Origin of the sequence: Collimonas fungivorans, from assembly GCF_028292705.1 — a bacterium.
In the GTDB taxonomy this organism is placed as follows: Bacteria; Pseudomonadota; Gammaproteobacteria; order Burkholderiales; family Burkholderiaceae_D; genus Collimonas; species Collimonas fungivorans_B.
The window spans coordinates 1-4,658 of record NZ_JAQGLV010000261.1; the positions used below are offsets into that span (position 1 = coordinate 1).

General features: G+C 57.6%; 5 protein-coding genes. All 5 read right to left on the minus strand.

Going from position 1 to position 4,658, the window contains the following annotated elements; all coding sequences use genetic code 11:
* Positions 1 to 9: 9 nt before the first annotated feature.
* Positions 10 to 405 carry a RidA family protein gene (locus tag JWQ61_RS14745; protein ID WP_304361190.1) on the minus strand — a complete coding sequence of 132 codons (396 nt, stop codon included), beginning with the start codon at positions 403 to 405 and terminating at the stop codon, positions 10 to 12.
* 17 nt (positions 406 to 422) lie between these two features.
* Positions 423 to 650: a hypothetical protein gene (locus JWQ61_RS14750; protein WP_304361191.1), complete on the minus strand. Its 228-nt coding sequence runs from the start codon at positions 648 to 650 to the stop codon at positions 423 to 425.
* 94 nt (positions 651 to 744) lie between these two features.
* Positions 745 to 2,502, minus strand: a complete 1,758-nt coding sequence (locus JWQ61_RS14755; protein ID WP_304361192.1) for a carbohydrate-binding protein — start codon at positions 2,500 to 2,502, stop codon at positions 745 to 747.
* Between the two features lie 101 nt (positions 2,503 to 2,603).
* Positions 2,604 to 3,854 (minus strand): glycosyl hydrolase family 18 protein, encoded by a 1,251-nt coding sequence (locus JWQ61_RS14760; RefSeq protein WP_304361193.1) that lies wholly within the window; start codon positions 3,852 to 3,854, stop codon positions 2,604 to 2,606.
* A 411-nt stretch (positions 3,855 to 4,265) separates the two neighbouring features.
* A partial coding sequence (locus JWQ61_RS14765) for a hypothetical protein (RefSeq protein ID WP_304361194.1) occupies positions 4,266 to 4,658 on the minus strand: 393 nt, incomplete at its 5' end.

Below are 4,658 nucleotides of genomic sequence, written 5' to 3' on the forward strand. Positions count from 1 at the left end.
TTCAAGACATCAGGCCGGAATGGTCGCGATCGCATCAATCTCGACCAGCACATCGGGATGGAACAATGTCGCCACGCCGATCAGCGAGCTGGCCGGCGGGTGTGCCGTATCGATGAAGCGATCGCGCACGGAGCGTATGGTTGGAAGTAATCCGGGCTGGAAATCGCGCACGTAGATCGTCAACCGCGCCACATGCCGAAAATTACTGCCTGAGGCTTTCAGCGTTGCATCAAGATTGGAAAAAACCTGCTCAAGCTGAATCTCGAGTTCTGGCCCCGCAATGGAACCGTCCGCCAGGAATGGCACGTGGCCGGAAAGCAGCAGCAGTTTTCCGCTCTCGATGATCGCAGCTTGCGAAATTCCGGGGATATTGTTTCCCGGCGGGTTGACTGCGCGGAATGTCATTGGCTGATTTCCTTCGGTTAAATATCAGGAATCCTGACTTCGGCCGTCTCGAGCCGATGTCTCATGCTTTCAATCTCTTTTGTTGACAAGGCGACACGCAAGTCTTTCGCAATCGCCAAGTAAATGTCATAGGCAGCACTAGAGGAAAGTGCGCCCGTCCCCACCTGATGCTCCAATATCGAAAGGACATTGGCCAACAGCATGTGATCTAAGCTGCCGGCTGCCTCTTGCCTGCTCTGGGCCATGATTTGTTCGCCTTGAAATTGACGATAAGCAATTATGCCAGAAACACAAAGGAAACCGCAGCGTCAATTCCTGGCTGGGCGCGCCAGCCGCGCGTCAGATCGAATTGATGAGCGCGGCGGCCGACGACACCTGGTGCGCGGCCAGATAGGCAGCGGCCTGGTCGAGTTTCTGTTCGACGCTGGTGTTCCCGGAGTACTGCACGCGCTTCTGATACAAGGCATAGATCAGCTGCAAGTCGCTTTGGCTGGAACTGACGCCGAAAGCTTGCTGCATGGCCGTCAGGAAGCTGTATCCGAATTGCTGCGTCGGTTCTATCATCGTGCCTTCGCCATAGTCATTCCAGGTGGCGATCTGGATATTGTTGACGCCGGCGGCGGCAATCGCCTTGTTGAGTGTTGTCGAGAATGTGGAGCCGTAAGGCAGGGTCCAGGTTGGTCCAGACCAGCCGCCGGCAGTATAGAAAGTATTGAATCCGGGATAGGCGACGCCGAATTTGATATTCAGGGAGCGGTTATTGTAGAAGTTATCGAGCCCGGCCATGCCGTCCGAGTATATCCACGGGAATTCGCCTTTGCCGCTGGCGCCGACTTTGTCGATCGTGTACCAGAGAGAGAGGAAGGCGGGAGGCGTGGAAAAGGTTGAAAGTATCGTGCTCCAGTCGGATCCATTGAGGAAAGTTTGCGGCCCGAAGTCCAGCACCAGCGGCGCGCCGTTCAGCTGGATATAGTTGCTTTTGGCGGCGTAGTTGGTCTTCAGGTATGCCATGTCCTGTTTGGCTGCCTCGATCTTGTTTGGAATGAGCCCCGCGTCATAGGCCATGCCCACATTATGGTCTTCGTAGACCATGGCGAAACTCATCCCCATCTTTGCCGTCTGGGCCACGATGGCCTCGGCATTCTGCCGGTTCTTTGGATAGTCCCAGACATTCTGGCTGCCCGGCCAGTCGATCAGCACGCCGTCGACACCCGCATATTTCATCAGGAGCAGCTGGTATTCGATGATGTACGGATCGCCGGAAGCGTACGGTCCGGTTTGCGGATAATAATACGATGCGATCTGGCGCTTACCGTTGGCGTCGACCACATTCGGATTCTGGTTCGCCATGGTCCAATGCTGGCCCCATGCGCCGTTGCCCGATGAGCTATTGGTTTCAAACCACGGCATCATGTGGACATATACTTTTTTGGTCCCTGTTTTGGGAACCGCCACCGGGCCGGCCGACGTCGGCGCGCTGCCGATGCTGAACCAGTTGAAGTTGCCGACCAGGCCGCCGTTGATTACGCTGTCCAGGTGCAACTGGATCACGTGCTGCCCTGCGCTGAGAGTGATGCTGGTGGAAACCGTTTGCCAGTTCTGCCAGCCTTGCGTATTCGGAATCGTCAGTTGCGGCGTAGCGCTGACGCCGTCCACGTTGAAATGAAAAGTGCCGCCCTGTCCATGGCTGGCGACGCGGATTTGCGCCGTATAGCTGCCGGCGGCCGCGACATTGACCGTGTAGTTGAGCCATTCGCCGGCGGTGGTCCAGCCGACATCGTAGCCGGCGCCGGTATCGCTGGTCGCTTCGATCCCGACGCCTTCCGTTTTGCGATACTGGCCGCCCTGGTTTGTATTGGCAGAATTGAAGTAGCCGACATTCTGGCCGCCGGTGTCGAAATCTTCCGCCTGGATGGTTCCTGGCAGCGGCCACGCCTTGCCGCCATAAGGGGCACCCGCGCTGGCTGCGAGTTTTGCGCTGGCGCCGGCCGACGCTGAATCGGAGGTTCCGCCGTCGCTGCAGCTGCTCAGGATGCACATGCCGATGAAGACGGGCGTGACGCTTCTTAATAAATACCTGATGGTGGGAGTTTTCAAAATGCTTTCCAATATGATGTTTACTGTTGGTTAATTGTTTGTCGCAGATAACCAGGCCGCCGTGCTGCTGTGCTCGGCGGCCTGGTTTACGACGTGCCTAGTTATAGTCCGAGAGCCGAAATGAATTTGTTGGTATAACCCAGGGTGCCGGCTTTGCCGTAGTCATTGCAGGTGCCGGACGAGTTGTTGTCCGAGCTCGGAGGAGCGCAATCCCGGTCGCGCGAGAAGGCCCAGAAATGGATGCCGGCCAGTTTCTTGGACAAGGCATAGTTCGATACGGTGACCGCATCGGCCAGGGTGAACGTCTCGGCGATGCTGTCGTTGCCGCCTATCATCGGTGTCACCTCGATCTGGCTGTACGGCACCTTCCAGTAGTTGTGCAGGCTTTCGGCGGCAGCGACGGTCGACTTGCCCATGTCGCATTTGCCGCTGCTGTTAAGTGTGCACAGCGCCGCGTTTTCCTGGCCCGACTCGGCAAAATCCATGGTCATCAGGTTGATCGTGTAGTTTTTCAATCCGTAGTTCTGGATCGCCGTCATCACCTTCACCCCGGTGCCGCCCAGGCTCTGGCTTTCGTTGCCGCCGTCGGTCGCCAGCGTGAAGCTGTAGCGCAGGTTCGGATATGCCGCCTGCGCCGCCGACACCCGCGCCACCAGGTTGTTGATATCGCTCTGGGTCTGGCTGCTTTCTATGTCGAAGTCGATGCCCAGCAAGTTCGCGCTGTAGTAAGTCTTGATGAATTTGGTGAAGTTGGCGTCCGAGGTGCAGGTAAAGCTGCCACCGCCGCCGCCTGTCGCCACGATGTACTTCTTGCCCGCATTGACAAAGCTGGCCACGTTCGCCTTGGCAAACGCAGAAGCAGAGACGCCGCTCCAGTTTTCGCTGCCGCAGCTGCCGGTGGCGAAGGCCCAGGTCACAGCCTGCAGCTTGGCCGGCATTACCTTCAGCAAGATTTGCGAACTGCCGGTAACGGTAGTGTTGAGCTGGTCCCCGTTATAGTCGCCGGAGTAAAAGTAAGGGCTGTAGATGAATCCGGTCGGCGGCGGCGTGGCCGGGCCGCTGCAAGTGGTGGGCTGCCAGTACCAGGTGCTGATGGTCGGATCGGTGCCGTCGCTGCCGTTGGTGCCGGCATTCACCTCTTTGTAGAAAGAACCGTTGGCCGGATATTGCACCACGCTGCCGATCGCGTAATTGATGCCCGCGGTCCAGGTGCTGTACTGGCAGGTTGCGGCGGGTGTCGCAGCGGCCTGGCTGATCCCCGCGTCTGCGGCTCCCTGCTGTGCGGCGCCATGCGCCGAGAACGCCATGCATGAAAGACTGATGGCGAGTCCCTTTATCATTTTTGATTTCACTTGATTCTCCTGGATAGATTGAAATGGCTTGCTTGATGTGAGCGCGCTCCGGGTGCCATATCGCTGCGGCAAATTGCCGGCCCCGTTTTTTTGTCGCGCCCTCGCGATCTATCCTCGATATTTCCGTACGGAAACATGTTGTCTGATGACTGTAAGGGCCGCCAAAAACACTGTCAACCTGTATCTGAGTGGTATTGCCAGATTGCTCCGCCGCCCATGTTGCGACGCAATGAATGCGGCTGCAGGCCATTGTTTACATTGGCTTTTCCGCAAGTCATCGGACCTGTTGTTTTTGCAAGTGGACTTGCTGTTTCTTGGCGGGGGTTTAGTAAAAACCGGAGAAATGCTATTGAAATCGGAAGGGTTCAGAATGGCGGCGCAAGGAATGCGCCGCTGCGTGCGATTCGAAAATTACTGTGCGGCCGGCCCTTGTTGTGCTTTGTTATGTTCAGCCAGCGCTACCGCTTTATAGTCATAGGAAGGATAGAACTCGGTCCTGTAGCTGCCCCAGGCCGTGTCTTCGAGCACGCGGTTTACCTCCCGCAGGCGCGAGGCCGGCAAGCGCAGCGTGATGACTTGTCCGATGCCCATCGTTACATACCAGCTTACTACCTCTACTCCCGCCGGCGGGAACGCCTTGTAAAACCCCTGTTTGGCAAGCTGGGCGTTCAACTCGGCCAGCGGGCGCGACTGGTCGTGTTTCAAGAACACGGTCAGCAACAGCGCATTGTCCGGCGTGGCGACTGCATTGCCGGCAGCGGGAGCCGCCACCGATTGCGCCATGGCGCCGCCGGCGTGGAGTGC

What these genes read in the sequence shown, in the direction of transcription:
- JWQ61_RS14750 (WP_304361191.1), bottom strand. Translation starts at nt 650, where the DNA reads ATGGCCCAGAGCAGGCAAGAGGCAGCCGGCAGCTTAGATCACATGCTG.
- JWQ61_RS14745 (WP_304361190.1), bottom strand. Translation starts at nt 405, where the DNA reads ATGACATTCCGCGCAGTCAACCCGCCGGGAAACAATATCCCCGGAATT.